Origin of the sequence: Allocoleopsis franciscana PCC 7113, assembly GCF_000317515.1 — a bacterium.
Classification (GTDB): domain Bacteria; phylum Cyanobacteriota; class Cyanobacteriia; order Cyanobacteriales; family Coleofasciculaceae; genus Allocoleopsis; species Allocoleopsis franciscana.
This window is the reverse complement of sequence record NC_019738.1, coordinates 7,428,512-7,453,743: the sequence shown is the minus strand read 5'-3', so window position 1 is coordinate 7,453,743 and position 25,232 is coordinate 7,428,512. Positions and strand designations below refer to the sequence as shown.

The following is a 25,232-nucleotide window of genomic DNA, read 5'->3' as shown; positions in this document are numbered from 1 at the left end:
CGTTACTGAAAATAGTTTAAAACAAGAGCATCACCTTATGACTAATCGAATTCACGGGTACGGTTGGATTCCGGATACACCGGATGCAAGAGACATCAAATATTCAGCTCCCCAACCCCTCCTTAAGAGTTTACCGTCCAAAGTAGACTTACGGGCACAGTTACCCCCTGTTTATACTCAAGGAGTGATAGGAAGCTGTACCGCGCAGACGATTTGTGCTGCATTTCATTTTTGTCAAAAGAAACAAAAGCTTTATAATTTTGCCCCCAGTCGATTGTTTACTTACTACACCACCAGAGACATTGAGGGAACTGTCTATGAAGATAGTGGTGCCATGTTAAGAAATACGATCAAATCCATTAATAAATTTGGAGCTTGTCCTGAATCAATCTGGCCTTATGAAATTAGCAAGTTCACCGTAAAGCCGACTCCTACTTGTTACGATACGGCGAGTAGGCATACAGCGGTTTCTTATTCGCAGGTATCCCAGACACTTCAGCAGATGAAAGGATGTCTCGGTGAAGGATTTCCGTTTGCATTTGGAATGCTCGTTTATGAGAGCTTTGAAGGTGACCAAGCCGCTAAAACTGGAGTATTACAGATGCCTGCCAGTGGGGAGCAACAAGTGGGAGGTCATGCCGTATTAGTGGTTGGCTATGATGATTCCCAAAAAAGATTCATCATTAGAAACTCTTGGGGAAGTGATTGGGGCATAGGAGGGCACTTTACCCTACCCTATAACTATCTTTTAAATCCTGATTTAGCCACTGATTTCTGGACAATCAGGCTCGTGCGTTAGGAAGATAAAGTTAAGTGAAATCTTGGCTGATTAGGTCGCACACTCAAAGCTCTAAACCTGAGGTCGCTTCACGCCAACGGTAACGGTAAGGTATAGGGAATGCTGATAAGTGATAGCGATGCTCATTGAGTCATACCAATTCACTAAATGCTTGCTACAGATAGTTTTCTTGTTCCCCCCTTGATAAGGGGGGCTAGGGGGGTCGATGTGTAACGGATTAAAAGTGAAATGGTATCAGCAAGGCAAAGCAGGGTGGAGTAGGGTTAACGGTCGGAAGCGCTAGTCGTAAACGCCAATGCTATCATTCAACGGCGGTTCCTATTTTCCAGTAATCTCTACTCATTTCCTGCTCTCTTAGCTCACCTATCACGAGTTGATCGTTAATTTTTTCAGGGAAGTCTGGTCAGGCTTCTCTTTTGTGCTGTGTATCTGCTATTAAATTACAGGGGTCGCAAATCAACATCGATCAGAGAACACACAAAAGAGTCAGAATCAGGAGCAAAGCCTAGAATGTGGGTTTATTCATCACAAAACCGAGTAGGATGTTGGCGTAGCGTGGGTGTACTGCGCTGGAGTGATAACCAGAGCTTTAGTGAGGATATGGAAAGAATGTGAAATCAAGCTTCTCTCTATCTTCTTCCTTCATATAGGATGATTCACAGGATGGGAGGAATGTTCTAGTAAAAACAAAGCAGTACGTTAGGCATACATCACCTAAAACTCGTTGGTTTTGAGGTTTAACATACTGAAGTTTAATTTTATTGACTGAATTTATTAACTAAACCCTTGATACAGGAAGCATAAAAATGAACCAATATGACCGTATTTTTAATTCAGAAGAAACATCAACAGAAGGCTTAAGTCCAGAAGAAGGTGTGGCGGCAATTGCCGTAATTACCGTCACATCAAATTCTCAAGTCCCGCCTATTAGTACAGACTATTTAATCGACTTGCTGTGGGAAACCGAACTCTTTGATGATTACTCAGAAGAGGAAATGGCAGAGATGGTCGATACACTCCGAGGACTGGCAGCGCAAGAGGGACTAGGAGCAATGTTTAACGCGGCTTATGATTGCCTACCCGACGAGCTTTTACCCGATGCTTTTGCGGCTGGGGTGATGATGCTTGTTGATGAAGCCGGAAATATTCCTCTGGAAACAAAGGGTTTTCTGAAGGAGTTACAGCAAGCGTTGGAAATTGAGGATGAAGAAGCGCACGCTATTATCGACGAGGTTATTACAATTCTGAATGAAACGGAAGAGGAAGATTATGACGAAGAGGAAAGCTTAGAGGCAGAAGATGGAGAGGATGAACCTGATGAATCCAACTCAGTGATTTATCAGTCACCAGCGGGTAATTTTAGCGTTCCAGTTCCGGTTCACTCCGAAAAAGGAGGAAGCATTGAAGAACAAGAAGGAGTGGTCGGATTTTCCGACGACTTTGGTCGTTTACTGAGAATCGATTATTACCCTATTTCTGCGGAAGAAGCGGATAAGATGGAGTCGCTGGGAGAAGAAGACTATCTTAACTTCTTTCTCGTAGATAGTTATGTTGAAGAAGCGATTTTTGGCAGTATACCCAATTCCAAAATTGAGTATAGGGAATATCTAAAAGATGCGATGGAGGGGTCTTATTTTGTAGTTGTCAATATGCCCCATGGTTCAACCCTTTCTGTACAAAAAAATAATGAACTGTCTGTGAGATTGGATGCACTTCGTGGCCTTATCGCCTTTCCGGTGGATGACTTTTTGTATGTAGTAAGCTGTCAGCGAACTTTTTTTGAGGGAGAAACTCCGACTCCCATGGAGCAAGAAGTGGAAGGGTTAAAAACCCAACTGTTAAATTTCATCGATACAGTGGAGTTTACTTAAGTTCATGATTACAGTTTGAATTGATGGGAACACTCCAATTATCGTAGGAGCATGATAAGTTGTGCTCCTAGATATCTTGCCTCAGGTTGAGGGCGGTTGAAAAGCGATCGCTTACATCGAATTCAGGCGGTATTCAGTCGGAGGATGATTCCGGGTTGAACATCCCCGACAATTAAGAATCCAACTCTGCCAATTCTAACCAGCGTTCAGTTGCTGTTTCAATGGCCTGATTTAAAGTTTCTAATTGCTGATACAGTTCCTGAACTTGAGTCACTTTACCAGGGGGAGCATTGAACAACACTTTTTCTGTCTCTGCTTTCTGAGCTTCCAATTGAGCGATTTTGCCCTCAAGCTCCTCAAACTCGCGCTTTTCCCAGCTAGAAAGCTGACGCGATTTGCTATTACGAGATGAGTTTTTCTCCGACTTCTCGGCTTTTGCGATTTCGTCTTTTTTCGGCTCAGACTTAGCTGATTGTTGAGGACTTGTTGTCTCTTCTGCCTGCTTGTAGTCCAGATAAACCGAGTAATTGCCAGGATATTGCCGGATGTTTCCCCCAGGCTCCAAGGCAAAGATTTTCTGTACTGTGCGATCAAGGAAATAGCGATCGTGAGAAACCGCAATCACACAGCCATTGAACTCTTCTAAATATTCTTCCAATATCGAAAGTGTCTGCACATCTAAATCATTCGTCGGTTCATCCAAAATCAACACATTCGGGGCACTCATCAGCACTCGCAGCAAAAATAAACGGCGTTTTTCTCCCCCAGAAAGTTTATTAATCGGCGCATATTGCTGGTTTCCAGGAAATAGGAAACGCTCTAGCATTTGCGAAGCCGTAATTAACGTTCCGTCTGCGGTTTTAACGTATTCTGCAATTTCTTTCAGGTAGTCAATCACCCGCTGATTTTCGTTAATCGCCTCCAACACAGCCTCAGAATGTTGGTCAAAATAACCGATGTGAATGGTGGAGCCAAGCTCAACCTTACCGGAATCGGGTTGCACTCGTCCGGTAATCATATCCATCAGCGTGGATTTGCCTGCGCCATTGCCGCCAATAATTCCCACACGGTCATCAGGGGTGAATTCGTAGCTAAAGTTTTTGATCAGAGTCCGTTCATCATAAGCTTTAGAAACATTCTCCAATTCAATCACTTTCTTGCCAATCCGACGACCGGGAGTAGAAATTTCAACCTTACCCTGAGCTTGTTTAAACTCCTTCCCCTGCATCTCATGAATGCGGTCAATTCGCGCTTTTTGTTTGGTACTCCGCGCTTTTGGCCCTCGCTTGAGCCATTCCAACTCGCGGCGCAAAACCCCCTGATGTTTACGCTGACTACTAACAGCCGATTCTTCCGCTAATGCTTTTTTCTCTAAGTAGTAAGAATAGTTGCCAGAGTAAGTGTAGAGGTCGCCTCGGTCAATTTCCAGGATACGATTAGTGACCCGATCCAAAAAATAGCGATCGTGAGTAATTAGCAGGAGTGCACCTCGGAAACCCGCCAGGTAACTCTGTAACCACTCCACGGATAGGGCATCCAGATGGTTTGTCGGTTCATCCATTAGTAACACTTCAGGTTCCGATAACAACGCGGCGGCTAAAGCGATGCGCTTGCGATAACCACCGGATAAGTTACCAATCCGAGCCTCGAAGTCTTCAATCCCTAATTTAGTCAGGATAATTTTTGCCTTTGTCTCCAAATCCCAAGCGCCGATTGATTCCATGCGCTGTGTCACCTTAGAGAGACGCGCTAGGAGTTGGCTATCCTCTGGATGGTGAGCTAATTTGTGAGACAGTTCCTCATACTCGCGGATTAGGGTCATTTGTTCGCCACTGTCGGCAAACACCTGTTCTAAAACGGTATTATTTTCATCTAATTCGGGCTGCTGGGGCAAGTAGACAATTTTCTCTCCAGGATTGACTATAATTTGACCGCCATCAATGGGTTCGATGCCAGCAATCATCTTGAGTAAGGTCGATTTACCGGAACCATTGGTGCCGATTAAGCCAACTTTATCGGTGGTGTCTAGACTAAAACTGGCATCTTTGAGGATTTCCTTAATGCCAAAGTCTTTTTTAACGGATTGCAGTGTGAAAATACTCATCCAGTTTGTGTTCAGAACCTCTCATAAAGCAGGTTAGCACTCTGATATCGAGTCTGGTGGATTGCTCAGCTTCTAGGAAGTTGAATCTTTTCTTGAGTTTGTTAAAATTTATTAAAAAAGTAGAGATGACAGCACAGTTCCAAAATTGATGGCACCTTTCTAGGGTCTGTCAGACTAAAGAGCTGCCTAGAGTGCCGAAAGATTACACTCTTGCGTTACTACAAGCGCATAACACAGATCAACATGCAGGATAGTAATTTGGTGATTCTGTCTAACAAACAGGAATACAGCCACGGTAATCACATCCTGAGTCGGTTCCTCATCTGGCTCTTCGCTGGGATACTCGCCTGTGGAATCTTCGGTGGGTTGCCCAAACCTGTATGGGCAAAGCCCTTTAAAAGCGCTCGCACCGAAGTACAACTCATCAGCGAAGTCAAAACCATCCAACCGAGCACGCCGTTTTGGGTGGGGCTACAATTCAAAAGTAGCCCCGGCTGGCATACGTACTGGCGCAATCCGGGTGACTCCGGTGCCCCCACTCGGATGGAGTGGACACTCCCCAATGGGTTTAAAGTCGGTGAGTTGGTGTATCCTTACCCCCAACGGATGCCAATCGGTCCACTGATGAATTTCGGATACAAGGGCGAGAATTTACTCCTAACGGAACTGACACCACCCGTCAATTTGCCAACCCAGCAGCCTGTTACGCTGCAAGCCAAAGCCTCTTGGTTGGTGTGTGAGGTGGAGTGTGTACCGGAAGAAGCGACCTTTGAGCTAACCTTGCCTGTTACCCCGGATGCTCCTACCGTTGATGCCACTTGGGCAGATGCGTTTGCGAAAACCCGTCAGGCACTGCCTCAGCCCTCTCCCTGGAACGTCAGTTTCCAAGCAGAGCAAAATAATCTGGTACTTCGGGTGAACGCACCAGCACTCAAGGCTGGACAGATTGAGCAGGTTTCGTTCTTCCCCTATCAAGATGGTGTAATTTCCAACGCGGCAGAGCAGACTGTTGCCTTTGATGACAAGGGATTAACCCTGCGAGTTGCTCAAGGTAATCAGGCGGCACCGGATAAAGTTGAGGGCGTACTCGTTGTACGGGAGAAGCTGGATAGCCAAACCACGACTCAGGCATTCGTTATTGCAGCACAACCTGCTGAAACGTCAGCCGCCACCTCTCCTGCCAATGCTCAATCAACTGTAAACCTCTGGAATACCCTACTGCTAGCGTTGATAGGAGGCATTGTCCTCAATCTGATGCCCTGCGTGTTCCCAGTGCTGTCGCTCAAAGCGTTGGGGATTGCTCAAAAGGCGCAGCAGAGTACCCAACAAGCTCGAATGCACGGGTTGGCGTTTACGGCAGGAGTGCTAGCGAGTTTTGCGGCAGTGGTTGGTGTACTATTGGTTCTGCGGGGGCTGGGGCAGCAGATTGGATGGGGCTTTCAGCTTCAGTCGCCTGCGTTCGTCCTCGTCATGGCATACGTATTGTTTGCGGTGGGACTGAACCTGTCTGGGGTGTTCGTCGTGGGAGCCTCCATTATGGGACTGGGACAGGGGTTAGCCTCTAAATCGGGCTATGTCGGTGAGTTTTTCACTGGGGTGCTAGCAACGGTGATGGCAACTCCTTGTACTGCTCCATTTATGGCAACAGCAGTGAGTGCGGCGCTGACTCAACCCGCACCTGTTGCGATCGCAATTTTCCTTACCCTCGGTTTGGGACTAGCACTCCCCTACCTAGTCATCAGCTTCACCCCTGCTGTGCGGCGCTACCTGCCCAAACCGGGAGCCTGGATGGAAACATTCCAACAACTGCTAGCATTTCCCATTTATGGAGCAGTGGCGTGGTTGTTGTGGGTGCTGACGCTTCAAACCGGGACAGATGGTTTAAGTGTGGCACTGGCGGGTTTGCTGGCGATCGCCTTTGCCGCATGGCTCTATCATAAAACCCAAACATCTCGACAGTTCTGGCGGCGGATATGCTGGGTTGGTTCGATCTCAACCCTCGTCCTCGCACTCACTCTTACCCCTCTCGTTGAAAACTCTCCAGCCCCAAATTCACAGGTAACAAATTCTGGGACAACCAACCCATCTCAGTCAGGTTTGGCATGGCAACCTTACACCACTGAACAATTGGAGAGATTGCGTCAGTCAAATCAGCCCGTGTTTGTCAACTTCTCTGCGGCTTGGTGTGTTACCTGCTTGATGAATGAACGAGTCGCACTGAATCAACCTGAGGTGATATCTGCCTTCCAGCAAAAAGGCGTAGCGTTAGTCAAAGCCGATTGGACAAACCGCGACACAGTTATCACTGAAGCCTTGAGCCAGTTTGGACGCAGTGGTGTACCGCTCTACGTCCTCTATCCCCGTGGGTTAGACCAAGGAGAACCCGTGATTCTGCCTCAGGTTCTGGCTCCCGCCACCCTGCAAGACGCCCTAAAACAGGTGTCATCTTAGTTCAATAAATCCCTCGTTTCAATCTCCAGATGCCAAGAGATGGTATCATATGATACCGTTTTGTTTGATTCTTCAGGGCAGTTGAACGCCCCAAACGACCAACTGACAATAGTTCTAAAATCCAAACCTAAAATCTAAAATGGTTATGAGACAGTCCATGCTTCAGAAAAGCTTTTTGGTTGGTGCGATCGCTACTTTGGTCACCCTCACGACGGCTTGCAGCACCCCAAATCAAACAGCTTCCAACTCCGGAACCACCAACCCAACTGAATCGACGACTCAACCTGCCAGCAACCAACCCGTCACCTCAACGCAAGCCAGTGCAACTGTAGCGCGTGTTGGCGAACCAGCACCTGACTTTACAGGCGTCGATAGTAACGGGAAGACGCATCGCCTCAGCGACTTCAAGGGTAAAACCGTTGTCCTAGAGTGGACGAACCACGAATGTCCCTTTGTCCGCAAGCATTACGAATCGGGCAATATGCAAAAGTTGCAGAAAGCTGCCACCGGTGATGGCGTTGTCTGGCTATCCGTTGTGTCTTCGGCACCAGGACAACAGGGCAATGTCGAGGGTCAAAAGGCTAATGAACTCACCAAGAGCCGCAATGCTGCTCCCACAGCCGTTTTGCTCGACTCTGATGGGACAATCGGTCGTACTTATAGTGCCCGCACAACACCCCATATGTTTGTCATCACGCCAGAGGGCAAGCTAGCCTATGCAGGTGCCATTGACAGCATCTCTTCGAGTAACAAAGCAGATGTCTCCAAAGCAGAGAACTATGTAACGGATGCTTTGAAGGCAGTGAAGAATGGTCAACCAGTGAGCAAACCGACGACGCAGCCCTATGGTTGCTCGGTGAAATATAAAGCCTGACAAAAATCTCACCCTTTCTGCCTCTTGCCCCCTCTCCCCTCTAAAATTTCATGAGTTAACCCATAACTAATTTATGACTAGTTACCAATTTCCAGAGGGTTTTTTGTGGGGTGCGGCAACGGCATCCTATCAAATTGAAGGGGCGGCAGAGGCTGGGGGGCGTAAACCGAGTGTTTGGGATACCTTCAGCGCTACTCCTGGACGGGTTCTCAATGGTGATACGGGTGCTGTGGCTTGTGAGCACTACTATCGCTATGAAGACGATGTGCAGTTGATGGTACAACTGGGTATCAAGCATTATCGCTTTAGTATCGCTTGGCCTCGGATTATTCCTGATGGGCGGGGGGCTGTTAATGAAGAGGGGGTGGACTTTTATAAGCGCCTGGTAGACTGCTTATTAGCACATGGAATCACCCCCCATGCGACTCTGTTTCACTGGGACTCTCCCCAGGCGTTGGAAGATTTATATGGTTCCTGGCAAAGTCGGGAGATGGCGTTTGACTATGCAGACTATGTGACGGCGGTGGTGAGTCGGTTGGGCGATCGCATCCAGCACTGGATGACGATCAATGAAATCATGTGCTTTACTCACTTGGGTTATGCTGTGGGCAAGGAACCCCCTCATGCTCCCGGAACACAGGTTAATTCGCTCAAACAAATCTGGCAAACGTCTCACCACGCCTTACTGGCTCATGGTTTAGGGTGTAAAGCGATTCGCGCTGTCTCACCAGTGCCTTGTTTGATCGCCTTGGTAGACAATATTTCTGTAACGGTTCCCATCAACGAGTCACCCCGTCATATCGAAGCGGCAAAGCAGGCATTCCATACCTGTGGACAAAATGGCGGCATCATTTTTCCTGTCCTCACTGGCGCTTATAGTCCGGCTTTAATCGAACAGTTGGGCAGCCATGCGCCGGATATCCGCGAGGGGGATTTAGAAACCATTCATCAGCCCTTAGATTGCCTAGGTTTAAATATATACACAGGCACTTATGTCCGGGCGGCTGACAACAAAGTGGGTTACGAGTTCCTCGACTTACCCCAGGGCTATCCTCGGATGCACATGCCTTGGCTGAATATCGTGCCAGAGTCGATTTATTGGGGCATCCGTCATGTTAGTGAGACACTGGGGTGTGAGGATTTACCCATCTTGATTACTGAGAGTGGCTGCGCTGCACAAGATGAGTTAAATGTCAATGGTGAAGTCATTGATACGGATCGAATTATGTACTTGCGGCAGCACTTAAAGGCGGCACATCGAGCGGTAAGTGAGGGGTATCCGCTTAAGGGTTATTTTGTTTGGAGTTTGATGGATAACTTTGAGTGGGCGTGGGGGTACGATCGCCGCTTTGGGATTACTTATATTGATTATGAAACCCAAAAACGAATTCCTAAGGCTAGTTTTGATTGGTATCGGGAGTGTATTCGTAGCGATCGCGTGGTTTAATTTTTAATTCTCTGGTAAGGAGATGAAGCCGTATTAGCTTATAACGCTACAACTGAGAGAGTAACTTATCTGAGAGCTTGCACCATTCTCTACGGAGCAACATAACCCGCCAAGAGTTTAAACTCTTGGCTCATAGATGAAGTCCACTTAAGTGGACTAAAATGCCTCTTCCGTCATCGCCTCGGCTGCAAGAAAAGCTAGGGCATCTTTAGAACGCTACAAAGAGGGTGATCGCCTATCAGTAAAAAAGTGAAGGGCGCGCTTGTTTTCCCCTCATCTTCTCACCAAGATATTTGTTACGTCCGCTCCATCAATTTATTATGCTGCTGGCGCGTCACATCTATTGAAGAGCTTTACGATTGGTACGCCGTTTGAGAATAATTCCAGCCAATGCCACGATGCCCAGCGAGAGGACAGAGGTAGGTTCGGGAACGGCTACTGCACCTGAATCAGGCACACTAACATCTGGTTCAGATGGTTCAGAAGCAGCAACAGTACTCAGGTTAAGACGGGCAAATGAATTGGAATTAAAGCGAAGCCCCTGGACGTTTACGGACAGTTCATTTCCGTCAAAAGTAACGCGATCGGATGTTAAATCCAACGTGGTGCTTGGGTCAATCAACACATCAGTAATTTGCAAGGCAACGGGTGCAGAGAATGCGAATACGTAGCTGTTCTTAAATGTGTTGGCAAATGTACCAATTCCTGCATTATCGAAATCTATTGCCAGGTAATCTGCGCCAGCATTGATCGCAACATTTACAAGGGAGAATCCTGGAACTGAACCTAAGCTCTGCGCGTTTGGAAACTCCACTGCCGATTCGCTCACAATTGCAGATGCAGGAAAGGAATTAACGAGGAGTTCACTGGTTGGAGTGCGTTGTATCTCAACACGAAGGTTCAGTTCTGACCCAACTAGGGTAGCCCCCACAGCGGAGCTACCACTGAAAGCAACCATCGCTACCGAGGCAAAAAGCGGAAGTACTCTCATCATGTAGTATTTCTCTTTGTATTTAAATGCACCACATCACACTTAGTGCTTATGTACTATTCTTAGCCATTATAGAGAAGACGATTTAGTATTTTTCTTCCCCTCCCATCAAACACTTCGAGACGAATGATTTGCGGCTCACTAGGTTTCCATGCAACTTGATAGCGGATATTGCCATTAGTCCAGGTATAAATACGACGCTGGCTATTGCCTGAAACTTTTGCCCCTCTTAGCCTTATGCTATCGCCTGTTCTCAGATTTTCCCCGTAGTAGCTCAAGGCATTTCCATCGTAGCCAATAGTCACTTGCCATTCGCTATCAGTATACGTGCCTTCATTGGCATAGATTTGGGCAACAGCGTGAGTGTCAAGAGCAATATCTGCGATCGCAGGTACAGATAGACCGATGATTGTAGCTAATAGTATCGCTTTCAGATTCATGAATTTTCCGCCGTTGGAGAAAGTTGAATAAATTTAGCCCTACAGACTGCATTAATTCTCAATCAAAGGAACATGATACATAAGGTATGAAAACCCAACCCCGTGAATGAACAGCATCGCTAATCAGAAGCCAATGTCGATTTTTTTTGTCATAAGCAACTTTGCGAGGAGTAACTTTTGTACCATGAGGCAACGTTAGTAATAGAAACTTTGTCTACTTCTTAAAAATCGTTTCAACCTCGTCTTTGACTGCTTTTAGATCTCTCAGGTGACTCGCATTAGGCGTCTTTGGAGTTGGGTGGATAAAACTGTTCCTAGCTGTCCTAATTTTATCTAGCGGTTCAACCAGACTTTCTGGAATCATTCCTCTGTTTTGCAAGAACTTAATGTTTTCAGAGAGGTTAGAGCTTACTTTTGAAGGATCAATTTTTTCTACAGCTTGTTTGAGTAACTCTTCTACTATTTCCTTTGAAACTTAGCTAGCTAACGACAAAGCTCAACCGCAGCCGCTACGGGACTGTAGATTTGAGCTTGTTATTTGTCATTGATTGAATCAGGCAAAATCCAACATCAATTGGCTCGATCGCGTCTTATGTGTTGGATTTCATGCTTTAACCCAACCTACGAGGCTACTTCCTACGGACAAATTCGCACATGTTCCCCTCCTATGTATTCGTAGCGGCAATTAGGAGCATCATACTCGTATGATGGTTTTGCGGGTTCTTGGCTTGATGATCCTCCAAACATCCCCATTAATCCAAACCCAAGTAGGCCTATCGCAAATTGGTCATATCGCGCTTGCCTCTCCCTCTTTTCTGCCAAGTAAGCTTGTTGCTGTTCTGGAGAAAGACTTTCAAAATATTTTCGCTCCCGTTCTGCTGCTTCTCGCTGAGCAGCTTCCTGTTCTCGCTGTCTTCGCTCAGTTTCCTGCCTACGTTGCTCTTGCAACCTGATTTGATTTACCTGATCTATTATTCGGACACCCTCTCGGATCTTTCTCAAGGGGTTAGCAATTCTCACAGGCTTAGTTTGAGCAGATGAAGTTGGATTGGATACTTGTTCCGTCACTTTAGCCACAGCAGCACCTGAGCTAACACATAGGCAAGACACAAGAGTAATGCTAGACAAACGACAAATAAACTTCATTAGACATCTCCTCAATATAATATGAACCGAGAGTCCGCCGAGGAATCATCCTACTTAACTAAAAAGCTAACCGTTTAAATTCTTTACTGGCGGCGCTTGAGACAAGCCAATCCACCACCTGCCAAAAACCCTTAGGGAACGTTACCAGGTGCAGGTGTTAGTTGATACAGCCTTTGGTAGTATCGATTCCCAAAGAGTTGATAGAACATCTGTTGAAGGGACATCCGTTGATGGAACATCCGTTGATGGAACATCTGTTGATGGAACATCCGTTGATGGAACATCCGTTGATGGGACATCCGTTGATGGGATATCCGTTGATGGGATATTCGTTGATGGGATATCCGTTGATGGGATATTCGTTGAAGTGCTAGTTAACTCCCAACGTAGTTTTTGCTCAAGCGCCCGTCCAACATCTTCAAATCCATTTGCGGCGATGGTAAAAGAGCCATCCCCACCCTGAATATTGTTTCTGTACCAAGTTTCTAAGCTAGTTCCAGAGCCTGTTGTAACAATGGGCAATCCATTAATGACTGATACTCCTGCTGCCAAGGCGTTGTCTCTAGCCAAACTGGTCGAGACACCGGAAGTTGCGCGACCATCTCCTGATACATCAATTACCCAACGCTGCCCATCATAATCATTACTGCTAAACAAGGGAGTGGCAAATTGAATCGCAGAACCAGGAGCCGTGCCACCAAAATTAGCAGGTCTGACAAGCGCACCAATTGTATCCGCAAACTGAAGGGCACTGGCTTGATCATTTAAGAATGTCCAGGGAATCGATTGCTCCTGCTGGTTTCCTCCAGCCCACTGGATAAGATTAATCGCAACACTGCCAAAACTACCCGAACCAAATTCTGACGATAACCGGACGAAAGCATCTCGGTAGCCTCCCATCTGCAACGCATACTCACTACTGCTAATACTGGGAGAGACATCGACCAATAGCGATAACTCAACACTCACTGGGATAAGCGTTGCCGCCGATGCGGGTAACTGAGCAGCGACAGTAAACCCAAGTGAAGCGATCGCAGCAAAACTCGGTAAGATTTTCGACAGTAATGATTGAGAGACTAATTGATTAGGCATTATTAGAAAATTCCTAAATAAATATAAGATGAAACCGAGAGTTTACCTAGGAATCATCCGGCTTAACCTTCATAGGAAGTATTCTATTTTCAACTCAGTATTTTATTCAATCCCCTCTATAAAAGCTTCATCAAAAAAACACAATTACTGTTATTTATTCCATCACAATACTGAGCAAGCTAACTATTGCTTAGCTCACAGTTGCAGTACAATGCTATTTTTGGCTGGTTTATACCGCACATTTGCGGTTTAACCCTGAGCCATCTAAAATTATTCCTAAACCTTTGGCTTAACTCGAATGGCACTGACTTAAGCCCTAAACTAAAGTTTGGGCTAAAAGCTAAAACCCGTTAAAACGGGTTAAAAGCGGTATCCAGTAAGCTTTAGCTTACTTAAGTTTTGAGCCTGAAATTTATTTCAAGGCTCTTAAGTCAGCGACATTCGGCTTAACTCAATCAAAACCCAAGATCAATCCCTTGAGCAATCGGAGCCAGATCGGAACTTTTTCCAAAAACTTCCACAAATGTCGGAAAAATGTCGGAAAGATCGGATGAAATCGGAAAAACCCGCCCATCTCACTTATCTATGGACATTGCAGAAGTCTTGAAACTCGCCGATGAACTTCTCTTCACTCATACAGGTGAACACCTAGACCATCTGCAAGGAACAATTCTTAAAGGTACATTACAAGGTCAGAAATACGCCAAAATTGCCTCAGAAAATAATTTAAGTGAAGGTCATGTTCGAGATACTGCATCCGAATTATGGCAAGCTTTATCGGATGTATTAGGTGAAAATGTTAATAAATTAAATGCACGGAATATTCTCGAAAAAATTATTCTCTCCAATAGTGGCTCAATTGTAGATTTTGTTGAGAGCAAGAAAGTAAGTATTTATTCAAAACAGAAACGATCTCATAAACCTTCTCCCCTCTCCAAACCAACTGAAAATAAACCCTATTTAGACATAGATTCCGCTCCTAAAATTACCGATTTTTATGGGCAAACTGATGAATTAAACACTTTAAAAACTTGGTTAATTCAAGATTGTCACCGAATTATTACCTTAGTTGGCATTATCGGAATTGGCAAAACCACCCTAGCTATCAAACTAATTGAAAAAATCCAACCGCAGTTTGAATATATTGTTTATCGTAGTCTTCGGTATTGTCCAACCATAGATAATTTTTTAACAGACTTACTGCAAAGCTTTATCTCCGCCATTATTCCCAATACCCTTGATCGCAAAGTTAATGTATTGCTTAAATTTTTACGAGAACATCGGTGTTTAATTATTATTGATGATTTACAGATGTTGTTTCAGCAAAGACAATTTGCTGGTCAATATCAAGCCGAGTTTGAAGGGTATTATTTTTTATTTAAGCAAATTGCAGAATTGTCTCATGCAAGTAGTTTATTACTGATTACTAGCGAACAACCAGAAGATGCTGTTTCGCCAAACGCACCAGCAAAGCTGATCGCTACTCGCCATAAATTTACTCGCTGCTTAAAACTCCTTGGTTTGGGAGAGTCTGCTAAACAAATATTAAGGGATAAAGAACTGTCAGACGAACAGATGTGGGACACTTTAATTGAAAAGTATCAAAGTCATCCCTTATGGCTAGAAATGACAGCAATGATGATTCAAGAATTATTCGCTGGCAAAGTCACAGAATTTTTAGCTTATTCTCCCTTGATATTAAGTAATGCGATCACATCTCAACTCAGTCGTTTGTGGGTAAGATTATCCGAGTCAGAAAAACAGCTCATGAATTATGTAGCCAAACAAGAAGATACAGTTACTTTGAGCCAGATTTTACAAGAAACGTCTTATCCTCCCACAGAGTTATTAAAAGCCATACAATCATTAAAAAGACGTTGTTTATTAGAAGATTCGCCAAACTTTATTGGCGCGACTCATGGAAAAAATTATCGCTCTGCTTTACTAAAAATTAATCCAGTGTTCAAACATTATCTCCTTTCTCTCCCTTTGTTACCAACTTGAACTCGAAATCTAACTTCTTGCAAGACCTTTGAATATAGGGAGGCTTAATCTCTCAACACCTCTTTCCTATATTGTTTGTGAATTTACTACGATCGCAATACCAGTGCTGCGATTCGGGAGTTGCGGCGAAAATTAACCAACGAGAACTCAATATTTTCTTTTTGTAGCGACCTATACCTTCAACACTTGCTCAGCCGTTAGTGTTAGTTCTGAAAAAGTCCGAGAAACAATCCTTTCATCACCTCTAAACTGAGTACGCTGGTACTTACCTTCAGCATCTAATAGAAAAACAAATATAGTAGGAAGTTTGGGATTTCCCAGATATTCCCTAGAAGCAATGGCTAAATAATCCACAATCCAGTATTCAGAAATGCCCAAACGTTGATACTCCTCCAACTTATCAATGTAATCATCATCCCAATTCGTTAATGTTACCTCTACGGCTAACTGAATAGGTTCTTCTAGAGCATTGTAATCCGAGCGACTTGAACGCCAAACATCCCGATCTATCACACTGACATCAGGTTTCCGCCCTTGTTCTGTTCCGTCTTTGGTCAAAGTTCTGATGACTGCTGTGTTTTTCACGACATAGTTAAGACTGAGTCGCTTAATTTCATCCTTAAAGGAGTCAGCAAGAAAGTCGGCTACATCATCATGGTTTCTTGTTGCTCTCACCTCTACAATTTCTCCCTCTACAAGCTCATAAAATCCTTCCTCGGGACACTGTTCTAAAAATTGCTCAAAGGTTAATTTTTGTTGGGTGGTTGTGGTCATACTGTTCTCCCATCAACGCTTAATACAGCAGATCAGCGCCAGATTTTGGGTTCTGGTTTCATTGTTGAGGAAATCCCCCAAGGCTCATGGGTTTTTATGCTAAGAATCCCTTTCAAAACTATAGATTTTTTGAGTGTTTAAACTATCACAAATGTCAGATGGCTGCTTAGTGAGTGGGAAGGTTTGGCGGTCTAGCTGAACTTGTAAACCTGTCATCGGATCGACACCAGAAGATACCAAAAACTCCAGCCGTTCCACTTGAGGCCATCCACTTAACTCATCCAAAATATGAGCGATCGCTTGTACGTAAGGATGATTCGAGTCCTTATACCAATCCGCTGCCGCGAGGTTGGATTGATCAAAGCCGATGTGGACAATTAAGGAGGGTGTACCAAACAAGGCGATCGCCACAGGTCGTGCCTCCTCCTGCAATAATAAATGCTGGCTATGCACCAAATACCGCAGTTTCTCTAAGCGTTCGTAACGCTTTTTCACCGATTGAGGGGCATCCTGCCATTGCAGAGCAACTGTAACCAGATAGGTTTGCAACAGCATGTGACCCAACTTCTGTGCCTTGGTTGCCAAATAGGTGGAGTTGTAGTCATTGGCTTCAATCAGCAGTGGCACCCGGTCTACCACCTCAATGCCATAACCCCTCAACCCAGCGATTTTACGGGGATTATTGGTAATCAAACGGATTTTCTTCACCCCCAAGTCATTGAGCATTTGTGCGCCCATGCCATAATCTCGTAAGTCAGCAGGGAATCCCAGGCGTTCGTTGGCTTCAACCGTATCCAGCCCCAAGTCTTGTAAGGAATATGCCTTTAATTTATTAATCAGCCCAATCCCTCGTCCTTCTTGGCGCAAATACACGACCACACCCTGCCCGAAGTTCTCAATCATTTTCAGTGCGGCTTCTAGCTGCATCCGGCAGTCACAGCGTAATGAACCCAAGCCATCACCCGTTAAGCATTCCGAGTGCATCCGCACCATGACCGGATTATCTCGAAATTCGGCGGGGTTGCCTTTCACAATTGCCACATGTTCTGAAGTATCTAGGGTATTGCGGTAGGCATAAATCTGGAAATTGCCAAAAATACTGGGTAATCTTGCGATCGTCTCTCGATGGACGAAGCGATCATACTTAAGCCGGTAACTGATTAAATCCGCAATGCTGATAATTTTGAGTTGGTGCTGTGCCGCGTAATCAATCAACTCCCGTAGGCGTGCCATTGAGCCATTGGGATTTTGGATTTCACAAATCACACCCGCCGGATATAAACCCGCCAGCCGGGGGAGATCGACGGCGGCTTCCGTATGACCAGCCCGTTTAAGCACTCCTCCCTCCCGAGCACGGATGGGAAAAATATGACCCGGACGGCGCAAGTCCTCAGCGTTCGTCGAGGGATTGATAGCCACTTGGATGGTACGTGCCCGGTCTTCAGCCGAGATGCCGGTGGTAACGCCCAGATGGGGGGAAGCGTCGATGCTGACCGTAAAGGCGGTCTGGTTGCTGTCGGTGTTTTTGCTCACCATTAACGGCAAATCCAAGGCATCGAGACGTTCGCCCGTTAAGGCCAGACAAATTAACCCTCGTGCTTCTACCGCCATGAAATTAATCATGTCAGGCGTGGCAAATTGGGCGGCGCAAATTAAGTCGCCTTCGTTTTCCCGGTTCTCGTCATCCACTACGACCACAGCGCGACCGGCCTTGAGGTCTGCCAGGGCATCGTCAATCGAGTCAAATTTAAATAAATCGGTTTCAGGCGATTCCACGTCCAGTTTGCGAGCGATAAACCCGTAAAGATTTCTAAAGATTGTTTCTACTCAATTGTATCCCGTTTGTTTTAGCACGAGACTTGTGGAGGTTACTCGGAAAATTATTATGGAATACAGCCAAATTTCTACCACCAAAGTTCACTTTTGATACTAAAATGCAGCAAATGTTAATCCATTTTTCGTTTCAGCTCTTTTAGGAAAGAAATATCATGGGTGATTTAGGACGCCTGCCCGTAGGCATTATTGGGGCTTCAGGCTATGGTGGCGTGCAACTTGTACGGCTGTTAATGGATCACCCAGGAGTCGAGGTGGTTTACTTGGGGGGAGATAGCAGCGCGGGCAAAGCCTATTCTGAACTCTACCCTCATTTAGGCCACTGCGTTGACCTGACGATCGAACCGATTGATTTAGACCTAGTAGCGTCCCGCTGTCAAGCGGTTTTTCTCTCATTGCCTAATGGCTTGGCCTATCAAATGGCACCCACCCTGCTGGCAAAGGGATGTAAGGTGCTTGACCTTTCCGCCGACTATCGGTTTAAAAACCTAGAGACTTATAAAGTCTGGTACGGTGGGGATCGACAAGACCAGGAAACCTCAGCTTTAGCGGTTTATGGTTTACCCGAATTATATCGCGATCGCATTGCCGAAGCCCAGTTGGTTGGCTGTCCGGGTTGCTATGTGACAACAAGCTTGTTAGCCCTAGCGCCATTATTGAAACAAGGCTTAATTGTCCCTGAAACAGCCATTATTGACGCCAAATCGGGAACATCGGGGGCAGGACGCACAGCCAAAACCAATCTCTTACTCTCGGAAGCGGATAACTCCCTAGCCCCTTACGGAGTGGCACGTCATCGCCATATTCCAGAAATCGAGCAAATTTGCAGCGATTTAGCCGGTCATGAGGTCATGGTGCAGTTTACGCCCCACCTGATTCCCATGGTGCGGGGACTCCTGGCAACCGTTTATGCGACCCTACGCGACCCTGGATTGGTTCGAGAAGATTTAATTACCATCTATTCCGCCTTCTACCGCGCCTCTCCCTTTATCCGCATCTTGCCGGCTGGCACCTACCCACAAACTAAATGGGCTTGTGGCACTAATGTTTGTTATATCGGGGTAGAAGTCGATCCTCGGACTGACCGGGCGATCATTATGTCAGTTACCGATAACTTGATTAAAGGTCAAGCGGGACAAGCGATACAGTGTCTGAATCTGATGATGGGTTGGGAAGAGACTCTTGGCTTGCCTCAGCTTGGTTTTTATCCGTAGTTATCCTCTTGCGGTAGGATTAAAAGCGCCAGAACCCTTTCCAGTAGAGGGGTAGAGGAAATAGGAGGAAGCTAACGCGCATTTAAATTGTATCTTCTAAACACAGGATAAAAGCGCTCAATTCCTCTCCCCAGCCCCCAGATCCCTTGCTTCCCAGCCTCTTCTTGTTGGCTTAAAAGCATGACTAGGCTGAGAATTTAAAGCCGACTTGAAGAAGTGCTTACCTCAACAGGGGGAGTGGGTTTCTTTGTCTTTTTAGACTGACCGCCACCCTTTAAGCGATCGCGCATCAAATTAATCACAATATACAGAATTGGTACCACAAACAAACTCAAGAACGTCGCGATAAACATCCCACCAAACACCGCCGTACCCAAGGATTGGCGACTACCCGCCCCAGCACCTGTGGCAATCGTTAGAGGGAAAATACCCAACAACGTGGACAAAGCCGTCATCAGAATGGGTCTTAATCGCTGTTGCGATGCTTCAATTGCCGCCGTGGTAATTGAAAGACCTTGTTCTCGCAACTGATTGGCAAATTCCACAATCAGAATCGCGTTCTTACTCGCCAAGCCAATTAGCATAACTAAGCCAATTTGGCAATAGACATCATTGGAAAAACCCCGCATTTGCTGCGCTAACAGTGCCCCAAAGATCGCTAAGGGGACTGTGAGCATAATAATGAGTGGGTCAATGAAATTCTCGTACTGAGCCGCCAACACCAAGAACACAAAGACGAGTCCCAATCCGAAAATGAGTGGCGCTTGACCCCCAGCCTCTAGTTCTTCGGCAGAAGTCCCTGACCATTCATAGGCCAATCCCGGTGTCAAAACTTTCTGCGCTACTCGTTGCATGGCTTGAATCGCCTGTCCAGAACTTAATCCTGGGGCTGGCGAACCCGTGATTTCAATCGACCGGAACAAGTTGTAGTGATTAATCGTTTGTGCTCCCGTAGTCGGGGTTACCTTGACCAGATTGCTTAAGGGAATCATCTGATTTTGGGCGGAACGCACGTACAGATTATTAATATCCTCCGGGTTGGCGCGAAACTGCTTATCGGCCTGAACATAGACCCGATAAGTCCGCTGCTGCAATGTGAAATCATTCACATACTGGGAACCTAAGGACGTTTGCAGGGTGTTGAAGATGTCATCAATCGAAACTTGTAAGGCTTTGGCTCGATTGCGATCCACTTCCACCAAAAGCTGAGGTGTATTCGCCGCAAATGTACTAAACACCTGCTGCAATCCGGAGCCAGGTTGATTAGCTGAGCCGAGAATCTGACCCAAGGCTTGCACCAAGGGGGCTAGCGTCTCGTTCCCTCTTCGGTCTTGCAGTTGAAAGGTAAAGCCGCCAAAACTACCTAAACCCTGAATCGGAGGCGGATTCACGGGGATGAGCCTCGCTTCGGGAATGGCAGAAAAAGCCCCAAATAACCGACCGATCACGGCTTGGACTGACTGATCGGGTCTTTTACGTTCTTCCCAAGGCTTGAGAGTCGTAAAGATTAAACCACTGTTGGGATTATTTCCACTGAAACTAAAGCCACCTACGGCAAACGTCCCCACCACATCAGGCTCTTTGAGCAGGATTTCTTCTGCCTTGCTCATGACATCGCTGGTATAGTTGAGCGAAACGCCCTCTGGCCCTTGAACAATTGTGATAAAATAACCTTGGTCTTCTTCGGGGAGAAACGCCGATGGCACGCTCAAAAACAGCCAAGCCGTTAACCCTAAGGACACGATAAACAGCCCAATCACCACTAATTTAAAGTGGCTCAAGTACATGAGCGATCGCTGATACCCCCTACGTGTCCAGTCGAGGAAGCGATTAATCCGAGCGAAAATCCAGCCGACAAGGCCGGTTGGTTGGCGTCCCTGACGCAGCAGAAGTGCGGAGAGTGACGGAGTCAGGGTCAAAGCCAGGAAGGTGGAAATGGCGATCGAGAAGGCAATGGTGAGGGCAAATTGTTTATACAGCGCTCCGGTTGTGCCTGGAAAGAAAGCCACTGGCACAAATACCGCCATCAGCACAAGGGATGTGGCAATGACTGCACCAAATAGCTCACCCATCGCTTCCGAGGAAGCTTGCCGAGGATTCATTCCCCGATCTTGGATAAAGGTCGTGATATTCTCGACCACAACGATCGCATCATCTACCACCATCCCTGTGGCTAAAGTCAGACCAAACAAAGTCAAACTGTTAATCGAAAATCCGAAAGCCTTGATAAACGCAAAGGTTCCAATCAGAGCCAGGGGAATGGTAATCGAGGGAATCAAAGTGGTGCGCCAATCCTGTAAGAAAATAAAAATCACAGCAACCACGAGAGCGATCGCAATTAACAGCGTGATCAGCACCTCAACCAGGGATGCCTGCACATAATTGGTCGTATCAAACGCCACCCGATATTTCAGCCCCGGCGGGAATGTTTTCGAGAGTCGCTCCATTTCTTTTTTGACCGCCTGGGCAACATCCAAGGCATTACTCCCTGGAAGTTGATAAATGCCCAAACCCACCGCATCATTGCCCCGAAAACGCAGGAACGAGCTGTAATTTTCTGCTCCTAGTTCAGCTCGACCAATATCTTTAAACTTGACTAGGGTGCCATCTGTATCTATTTTGAGGACAATATCCTCAAACTGAGACACATCGGTGAGCCGACTCACAGCCCGCAGACTCAGTTGATACATCTGTCCCTCAGGAGCCGGTTGCTGACCAATACTCCCTGCACCCACTTGGAGGTTTTGTTCCCTGAGCGCGTTGGCTACATCCTTCGGAGTTAAACCTCGACTGGCGAGTCGATTCGGGTCTATCCACAGGCGCATGGAATATTTGCGTTCCCCAAAAATCCGCACATCCCCAACACCCTTAGCCCGTTTTACCGCATCAACCAGGTAGAGGTCGGCGTAGTTACTTAAAAAGGTATTGTCGTACTCACCTTTTTCTGTATATAGACCGATCGCCAATAGCAGACTGGTCGATTGTTTTGTCACCCTAACACCCGTTTGCTGTACAGCTTCAGGCAACTGAGTCTGAGCCACCGTCACTCGGTTTTGAACATCAACGGCGGCAATATCTTTATTGCGCGAAGCATCAAAGGTGACCGTAATCGAACTCGTCCCATCATTACTACTGGATGAAGTCATGTACTTCATCCCTTCCACGCCGTTAATCTGCCGTTCTAAGATATTCGTCACGGCATTTTCAACAACTTCAGCACTTGCCCCAGTGTAGTTCGCCGTCACATTAATTTGGGTCGGGCTGATGTCCGGAAACTGAGCAATGGGTAGGGTGGGAATACTAATCGCTCCTACCAAGAGAATAATTAAAGCGCAGACCGTCGAAAAGACAGGTCGCTTAATAAAAAAATCGACAAACATAGAACGGGTAATTGGTAATGGGTAATTGGTAATGGGTAATGATTAATACCAATTACCCATTACTCATAACATTGATTCCTATGCGCTCTGAATTGACAAAAAATCAGCTCTAAAACCTCCGCGTCCCTCTGCGAAAACCTCTGTGACCCTCTGCGTTAAAAAACCTATTATTCCAATATAAACCGACTTAATCCAACTAAGACTCAGGAATAATCGGAGCGCCATCAGCCAGGTTTAGCAAACCAGAAACAACAATTTTTTCTCCTGGCTTTAACCCTTCAATCACGCGGTATTTATTACCTTGAATTTCGCCTAACTTCACAGGTTTTTGACGAGCGATAAGTTTAGAAGGTGCTTGCCCCTCGGCGACGAAAACGAAAGTCTCTCCAGCAACGCGAGAGATAGCAGTCGTTGGGATTAAAATGCCAGGAGCCGTATTCCAAATCACTTTGGCTTTAATAAATTGTCCATCCCGTAGTTGTCCTTCTGAATTGTCAAAGCTAGCTTTAGCCAGGATGCTTTGAGATGTGGGATTAACTTGAGGGGAAATGAAACTAATTCTCCCCGTACCGAGTACATTTCCTTGGTTGTCGGTTCCCTCAACTCGCTGCCCCAAGCGCAATTCGGGGCCTCGCTCTAAGGGAATCGACAAATTCAGCTCTAATGTTTGGTTTTGGGTAATTGTGGTCAGCGTATCCCCCTTGCTCACAAAGTCTCCTACTTTAGCGGGGATATTCCCGACAATTCCTGTAAGGGGAGCGAAAATCTGGGTGTTTTGTACCTGGACTTCGGTGGAGCGGACTTGAGCGGCGGCTTCAGAAACTTGTGATCGCGCCTGGGCAATCTCTTCTTTGCGGGGGCCATTCTTCAGTTGATTTAAGGATTGCCGTTCTTGTTCCACGGCTGCGGTGAGCTGATCGATATCGGAACTCCTACCCTTTCTGAGTGCCTCTAACCGTCGTTCGGCTTCTTGCTGTCTGGCTGTGGCGGTGCGCTCTTCTTGGATATATCCCTCCAGGCGATCTTGAGAAATAGCGCCTTGTTGTCTTAAGGTTTGATATCGACCCACCCGTGATTTCGCCAAATCAGCCTCGGCTTTAGCCGCTTCTACTTGGGCTTGAGCCTGAGCAATTTCTTCGGGACTTGCCCCAGCTTTCTCGTTAGCGAGGCGGGCTTCGGCTTGATTTAACCGAGCTTCGGCGAGGGCAATTTCTTCGGGACGTGTCCCTGCTTCGAGTTCAGCCAAACGAGCTTGAGCACGGTCAAGATTGGCTTTAGCTTGCATCCGACTCGCTTCGGTGCTGTCACTGTCTAAGCGAATGAGCACTTGCCCTTGCTGGACACGAGCGCCATCTTGAACCAAAATCTGTGTGATGCGCCCGTCGATTTCAGGCTTGATCACTACGCCTCGTGGGGCTTCTATGGAACCGACAAATTCAGAAGTGTCTTGGACTCGTTGTGTCTCGACACTGGCTAGTTTGACAGGAATTCCCGGCGGCGGTTGACCCATTCCTGCGGCTGGAGCTTTTGAGGCAGGATTGGCACGAGTCGCTTGCCACCAGTACCAACCCAAACCCCCTCCCAACAGCAGGATGATGCCTCCCAATGCGATCGGCCAACGATTCCGTGGGCGTGGGTCAAACCGCTCATCACGAAAAGACTCGTCTGTATCAGCTCCATCACCGTCAGTCATCACAGTCTGTTCAGTCTGTGCTGGAACTGAATACTTAGGGAGTTCAGGTTCACTCATCTTCGTTTCCTCTCCTTGTAACTCATTCGGTCGATGCGGCCTTAAGTATTGGGTTTCATCGGTTGCCGTTTCACTGGGATTCCTTGAAGTGTCCCAGGGGTTGGAGATGGTCTACCACGACTTGAGGCCATTGGGAGTTAGCCGAGTAGATGCATTCTCCATGAGTGACTGACCAGAAAGCGGTACACTGACTTTAGCCATTGACATGAATGCGGTTAGTATGATAAAGAACGAACTTTTAGAGCTTTTCAGTAGGGCGATGTAAACTGGACACACATATTTTCGTTTAGTATATCAGTCTGGTATAGATAAGAAAGAAAAAAATATTAAGGAAATGCTGGAACTCGCAACGTTAGGTCTTCTCCAGAGCGAACCCTTGCACGGATACCGATTAAAGCAGCAGCTAGAGCTATTTATGAGCAGTAGTATAAGCGTCAACTATGGAGCAATTTATCCCTTACTCAAGCGTCTAGAGGAAAGAGGGGAAATTACGACCTTGACGATTGACCAAACAGACACAGGTCCCAATCGGAAAACTTACGCCATCACTGCCGAGGGGCGTCAGCGCTGGCATCAAAAGATGATGGAACATCCCCAGGAAAGCTGGGTCAATAGCCGCTCTCGCTTTTTCATCAAGTTTTTCTTCTTCGGCAACTTGGAACGGGTAGAACGAATTATGCTACTAGAGCATCGCTTGCACGTTTGTCAGTTGCGCGTGGAAAGTCTTGAGAACGAGCAGCTATCACTCACTGACCCTTACCAAAAAGGTCTCTTGCAGCATTGCTTCGGGGTACATCGAGCGGAGATTGAATGGCTGCATGAACAACTCACTCAAGAGCAAAAAGGACTTGCCGAGAGTCAGCCTCAGGTAAAAATTTAGACAATTTTTTTAGAGTTCATCAATAGTGAACCAAAAAATTAAATAATTGAGCAGTATCGTGGCGCGTCTACTGATTGTGATTGTGAGACAATTTCGGAATTCCTTTACTCAAAGTCAGCCCATCTCTTCGTTTGCCTAACCTTCAGACAAGCGATTATTGTGCAAAGGACTGGTAAATTGCT

18 protein-coding genes are annotated in these 25,232 nt (G+C 46.4%); 8 read left to right on the top strand and 10 right to left on the bottom strand.

Annotated features, from left to right (window positions below; genetic code table 11):
• Window positions 1–37: 37 nt before the first annotated feature.
• Window positions 38–799, top strand: a complete 762-nt coding sequence (locus MIC7113_RS30705; RefSeq protein WP_015186093.1) for a C1 family peptidase — start codon at window positions 38–40, stop codon at window positions 797–799.
• 806 nt (window positions 800–1,605) lie between these two features.
• Window positions 1,606–2,670, top strand: coding sequence for a tellurite resistance TerB family protein (locus tag MIC7113_RS30700; protein WP_015186092.1), 1,065 nt, complete (start codon window positions 1,606–1,608; stop codon window positions 2,668–2,670).
• Between the two features lie 172 nt (window positions 2,671–2,842).
• Here the strand turns inward: MIC7113_RS30700 and MIC7113_RS30695 are convergent, their stop codons facing one another.
• Window positions 2,843–4,774: an ABC-F family ATP-binding cassette domain-containing protein gene (locus MIC7113_RS30695; protein WP_015186091.1), complete on the bottom strand. Its 1,932-nt coding sequence runs from the start codon at window positions 4,772–4,774 to the stop codon at window positions 2,843–2,845.
• A 243-nt stretch (window positions 4,775–5,017) separates the two neighbouring features.
• Between MIC7113_RS30695 and MIC7113_RS30690 the strand changes: the two genes are divergently transcribed.
• From MIC7113_RS30690 to MIC7113_RS30680, 3 genes are all read left to right on the top strand, one after another.
• Window positions 5,018–7,225: a protein-disulfide reductase DsbD family protein gene (locus MIC7113_RS30690; RefSeq protein ID WP_015186090.1), complete on the top strand. Its 2,208-nt coding sequence runs from the start codon at window positions 5,018–5,020 to the stop codon at window positions 7,223–7,225.
• A 157-nt stretch (window positions 7,226–7,382) separates the two neighbouring features.
• Window positions 7,383–8,099 (top strand): thioredoxin family protein, encoded by a 717-nt coding sequence (locus tag MIC7113_RS30685; protein WP_015186089.1) that lies wholly within the window; start codon window positions 7,383–7,385, stop codon window positions 8,097–8,099.
• Window positions 8,100–8,172: 73 nt separating this feature from the next.
• Window positions 8,173–9,546, top strand: a complete 1,374-nt coding sequence (locus tag MIC7113_RS30680) for a GH1 family beta-glucosidase (protein ID WP_015186088.1) — start codon at window positions 8,173–8,175, stop codon at window positions 9,544–9,546.
• A gap of 340 nt (window positions 9,547–9,886) precedes the next feature.
• Here MIC7113_RS30680 and MIC7113_RS30675 read toward each other — a convergent pair whose 3' ends face one another.
• From MIC7113_RS30675 to MIC7113_RS30660, 5 genes are all read right to left on the bottom strand, one after another.
• Window positions 9,887–10,540 carry a PEP-CTERM sorting domain-containing protein gene (locus MIC7113_RS30675; protein ID WP_015186087.1) on the bottom strand — a complete coding sequence of 218 codons (654 nt, stop codon included), beginning with the start codon at window positions 10,538–10,540 and terminating at the stop codon, window positions 9,887–9,889.
• Window positions 10,541–10,599: 59 nt separating this feature from the next.
• Entirely contained in the window at window positions 10,600–10,977 is a 378-nt protein-coding gene (locus tag MIC7113_RS30670) for a hypothetical protein (RefSeq protein WP_015186086.1), read from the bottom strand.
• Window positions 10,978–11,191: 214 nt separating this feature from the next.
• A complete protein-coding gene (locus MIC7113_RS39385; protein ID WP_081594697.1) occupies window positions 11,192–11,440 on the bottom strand; it encodes a DUF4145 domain-containing protein in 249 nt (82 codons plus the stop codon).
• Window positions 11,441–11,613: 173 nt separating this feature from the next.
• Entirely contained in the window at window positions 11,614–12,123 is a 510-nt protein-coding gene (locus MIC7113_RS30665) for a hypothetical protein (RefSeq protein WP_015186085.1), read from the bottom strand.
• A gap of 141 nt (window positions 12,124–12,264) precedes the next feature.
• Window positions 12,265–13,215: a DUF1194 domain-containing protein gene (locus tag MIC7113_RS30660; protein WP_015186084.1), complete on the bottom strand. Its 951-nt coding sequence runs from the start codon at window positions 13,213–13,215 to the stop codon at window positions 12,265–12,267.
• 585 nt (window positions 13,216–13,800) lie between these two features.
• On the opposite strand from MIC7113_RS30660, the gene MIC7113_RS34335 reads away from it, so the two are divergent.
• Window positions 13,801–15,219 carry an NB-ARC domain-containing protein gene (locus tag MIC7113_RS34335; protein ID WP_063822985.1) on the top strand — a complete coding sequence of 473 codons (1,419 nt, stop codon included), beginning with the start codon at window positions 13,801–13,803 and terminating at the stop codon, window positions 15,217–15,219.
• Window positions 15,220–15,390: 171 nt separating this feature from the next.
• Here the strand turns inward: MIC7113_RS34335 and MIC7113_RS30650 are convergent, their stop codons facing one another.
• Together MIC7113_RS30650 and ribBA are read right to left on the bottom strand one after the other, a co-directional pair.
• Entirely contained in the window at window positions 15,391–15,993 is a 603-nt protein-coding gene (locus MIC7113_RS30650) for a Uma2 family endonuclease (RefSeq protein WP_015186082.1), read from the bottom strand.
• Window positions 15,994–16,092: 99 nt separating this feature from the next.
• Entirely contained in the window at window positions 16,093–17,769 is a 1,677-nt protein-coding gene (gene ribBA, locus MIC7113_RS30645) for a bifunctional 3,4-dihydroxy-2-butanone-4-phosphate synthase/GTP cyclohydrolase II (protein WP_015186081.1), read from the bottom strand.
• A 212-nt stretch (window positions 17,770–17,981) separates the two neighbouring features.
• Here ribBA and argC point away from each other — a divergent pair, with 212 nt between their 5' ends.
• The gene (gene argC / locus MIC7113_RS30640; RefSeq protein ID WP_015186080.1) at window positions 17,982–19,040 is read left to right on the top strand and encodes an N-acetyl-gamma-glutamyl-phosphate reductase; all 1,059 of its coding nucleotides are present in this window, start codon (window positions 17,982–17,984) and stop codon (window positions 19,038–19,040) included.
• 197 nt (window positions 19,041–19,237) lie between these two features.
• Here argC and MIC7113_RS30635 read toward each other — a convergent pair whose 3' ends face one another.
• Window positions 19,238–22,420 carry an efflux RND transporter permease subunit gene (locus MIC7113_RS30635; RefSeq protein ID WP_015186079.1) on the bottom strand — a complete coding sequence of 1,061 codons (3,183 nt, stop codon included), beginning with the start codon at window positions 22,418–22,420 and terminating at the stop codon, window positions 19,238–19,240.
• Window positions 22,421–22,616: 196 nt separating this feature from the next.
• The gene (locus tag MIC7113_RS30630) at window positions 22,617–24,170 is read right to left on the bottom strand and encodes an efflux RND transporter periplasmic adaptor subunit (RefSeq protein ID WP_015186078.1); all 1,554 of its coding nucleotides are present in this window, start codon (window positions 24,168–24,170) and stop codon (window positions 22,617–22,619) included.
• 334 nt (window positions 24,171–24,504) lie between these two features.
• Here MIC7113_RS30630 and MIC7113_RS30625 point away from each other — a divergent pair, with 334 nt between their 5' ends.
• Window positions 24,505–25,050 (top strand): PadR family transcriptional regulator, encoded by a 546-nt coding sequence (locus MIC7113_RS30625; protein WP_015186077.1) that lies wholly within the window; start codon window positions 24,505–24,507, stop codon window positions 25,048–25,050.
• The last annotated feature ends 182 nt before the right edge of the window (window positions 25,051–25,232 follow it).

Bases quoted from the DNA above. Each gene is read 5' to 3' on its own strand.
- MIC7113_RS30670 (WP_015186086.1), bottom strand. From the start codon at position 10,977: ATGAATCTGAAAGCGATACTATTAGCTACAATCATCGGTCTATCTGTA.
- MIC7113_RS30680 (WP_015186088.1), top strand. From the start codon at position 8,173: ATGACTAGTTACCAATTTCCAGAGGGTTTTTTGTGGGGTGCGGCAACG.
- MIC7113_RS30700 (WP_015186092.1), top strand. From the start codon at position 1,606: ATGAACCAATATGACCGTATTTTTAATTCAGAAGAAACATCAACAGAA.
- argC (WP_015186080.1), top strand. From the start codon at position 17,982: ATGGGTGATTTAGGACGCCTGCCCGTAGGCATTATTGGGGCTTCAGGC.
- MIC7113_RS30630 (WP_015186078.1), bottom strand. From the start codon at position 24,170: ATGAGTGAACCTGAACTCCCTAAGTATTCAGTTCCAGCACAGACTGAA.
- MIC7113_RS30665 (WP_015186085.1), bottom strand. From the start codon at position 12,123: ATGAAGTTTATTTGTCGTTTGTCTAGCATTACTCTTGTGTCTTGCCTA.
- MIC7113_RS30695 (WP_015186091.1), bottom strand. From the start codon at position 4,774: ATGAGTATTTTCACACTGCAATCCGTTAAAAAAGACTTTGGCATTAAG.
- MIC7113_RS30625 (WP_015186077.1), top strand. From the start codon at position 24,505: ATGCTGGAACTCGCAACGTTAGGTCTTCTCCAGAGCGAACCCTTGCAC.
- MIC7113_RS30690 (WP_015186090.1), top strand. From the start codon at position 5,018: ATGCAGGATAGTAATTTGGTGATTCTGTCTAACAAACAGGAATACAGC.
- MIC7113_RS30675 (WP_015186087.1), bottom strand. From the start codon at position 10,540: ATGATGAGAGTACTTCCGCTTTTTGCCTCGGTAGCGATGGTTGCTTTC.
- MIC7113_RS34335 (WP_063822985.1), top strand. From the start codon at position 13,801: ATGGACATTGCAGAAGTCTTGAAACTCGCCGATGAACTTCTCTTCACT.
- MIC7113_RS30660 (WP_015186084.1), bottom strand. From the start codon at position 13,215: ATGCCTAATCAATTAGTCTCTCAATCATTACTGTCGAAAATCTTACCG.
- MIC7113_RS30650 (WP_015186082.1), bottom strand. From the start codon at position 15,993: ATGACCACAACCACCCAACAAAAATTAACCTTTGAGCAATTTTTAGAA.
- MIC7113_RS30705 (WP_015186093.1), top strand. From the start codon at position 38: ATGACTAATCGAATTCACGGGTACGGTTGGATTCCGGATACACCGGAT.
- MIC7113_RS30635 (WP_015186079.1), bottom strand. From the start codon at position 22,420: ATGTTTGTCGATTTTTTTATTAAGCGACCTGTCTTTTCGACGGTCTGC.
- MIC7113_RS30685 (WP_015186089.1), top strand. From the start codon at position 7,383: ATGCTTCAGAAAAGCTTTTTGGTTGGTGCGATCGCTACTTTGGTCACC.